This window comes from Halomonas sp. OfavH-34-E (genome assembly GCF_024124525.1).
In the GTDB taxonomy this organism is placed as follows: domain Bacteria; phylum Pseudomonadota; class Gammaproteobacteria; order Pseudomonadales; family Halomonadaceae; genus Halomonas; species Halomonas litopenaei.
On sequence record NZ_JAMXRY010000118.1, the window covers coordinates 1 to 1,771 of the forward strand.

General features: G+C 54.9%; 1 rRNA gene. It reads left to right on the forward strand.

The annotated features are described in order from the left end of the window. Positions 1–1,720 (forward strand): 23S ribosomal RNA (locus tag NH448_RS23395); the annotation flags it as partial. Positions 1,721–1,771: the final 51 nt, after the last annotated feature.

Consider the following 1,771-nt stretch of genomic DNA (forward strand, 5'->3'; position numbering starts at 1 on the left):
GCGGTAGAGGAGCGTCGTGTAAGCCGATGAAGGTGTGTTGAGAAGCATGCTGGAGGTATCACGAGTGCGAATGCTGACATGAGTAACGACAAGGGGAGTGAAAAACTCCCCCGCCGGAAGACCAAGGGTTTCTGTTCGACGCTAATCGGAGCAGAGTGAGTCGGCCCCTAAGGCGAGGCCGAAAGGCGTAGTCGATGGGAAACGGGTCAATATTCCCGTACCTCACAGTATTGCGATGGGGGGACGAAGAAGGCTAGGTGAGCCAGGCGTTGGTTGTCCTGGTGAAAGCCGGTAGGCTGAGGATTCAGGTAAATCCGGATCCTTAAGGCCGAGAGGCGAGACGAACTGACTACGGTCAGGAAGTCATCGATGCCACGCTTCCAGGAAAAGCCTCTAAGCTTCAGATACTGTGAGACCGTACCCCAAACCGACACAGGTGGTCAGGTAGAGAATACCAAGGCGCTTGAGAGAACTCGGGTGAAGGAACTAGGCAAAATGGTGCCGTAACTTCGGGAGAAGGCACGCCGCATTAGGGTGAAGGTCCTCGCGACCGGAGCCTGACGCGGTCGAAGATACCAGGTGGCTGCAACTGTTTATTAAAAACACAGCACTCTGCAAACGCGCAAGCGGACGTATAGGGTGTGACGCCTGCCCGGTGCCGGAAGGTTAAGTGATGGTGTTAGCTCACGCGAAGCTCCTGATCGAAGCCCCGGTAAACGGCGGCCGTAACTATAACGGTCCTAAGGTAGCGAAATTCCTTGTCGGGTAAGTTCCGACCTGCACGAATGGCGTAATGATGGCCACGCTGTCTCCACCCGAGACTCAGTGAAATTGAAATCGCAGTGAAGATGCTGTGTACCCGCGGCTAGACGGAAAGACCCCGTGAACCTTTACTACAGCTTCACACTGGACGCTGATGTTGCTTGTGTAGGATAGCTGGGAGGCTTTGAAACCCTGTCGCCAGATGGGGTGGAGCCAACCTTGAAATACCAGCCTGGCATCATTGGCGTTCTAACTCAGGACCGTAATCCGGTTCGAGGACCGTGTGTGGTGGGTAGTTTGACTGGGGCGGTCTCCTCCCAAAGAGTAACGGAGGAGCACGAAGGTACCCTCAGCACGGTTGGAAATCGTGCAGTGAGTGCAAGAGCATAAGGGTGCTTAACTGCGAGACAGACACGTCGAGCAGATACGAAAGTAGGTTCTAGTGATCCGGTGGTTCTGTATGGAAGGGCCATCGCTCAACGGATAAAAGGTACTCCGGGGATAACAGGCTGATACCGCCCAAGAGTTCACATCGACGGCGGTGTTTGGCACCTCGATGTCGGCTCATCACATCCTGGGGCTGAAGTCGGTCCCAAGGGTATGGCTGTTCGCCATTTAAAGTGGTACGCGAGCTGGGTTTAGAACGTCGTGAGACAGTTCGGTCCCTATCTGCCGTGGGCGTTGGAGATTTGAGAAGCGCTGCTCCTAGTACGAGAGGACCGGAGTGGACGTACCTCTGGTGTTCCGGTTGTCACGCCAGTGGCATTGCCGGGTAGCTATGTACGGACGGGATAACCGCTGAAAGCATCTAAGCGGGAAGCCCCCTTCAAGATGAGATCTCCCTGAGGCCTTGAGCCTCCTAAAGGACCCAGCAAGACCAGCTGGTTGATAGGCCGGGTGTGGAAGCGCTGCAAGGCGTTGAGCTAACCGGTACTAATGGTCCGTGAGGCTTGACCATATAACACCCAAAGGGTTTTGGTCGATGATGTCTCGAATCAATTGACGGATA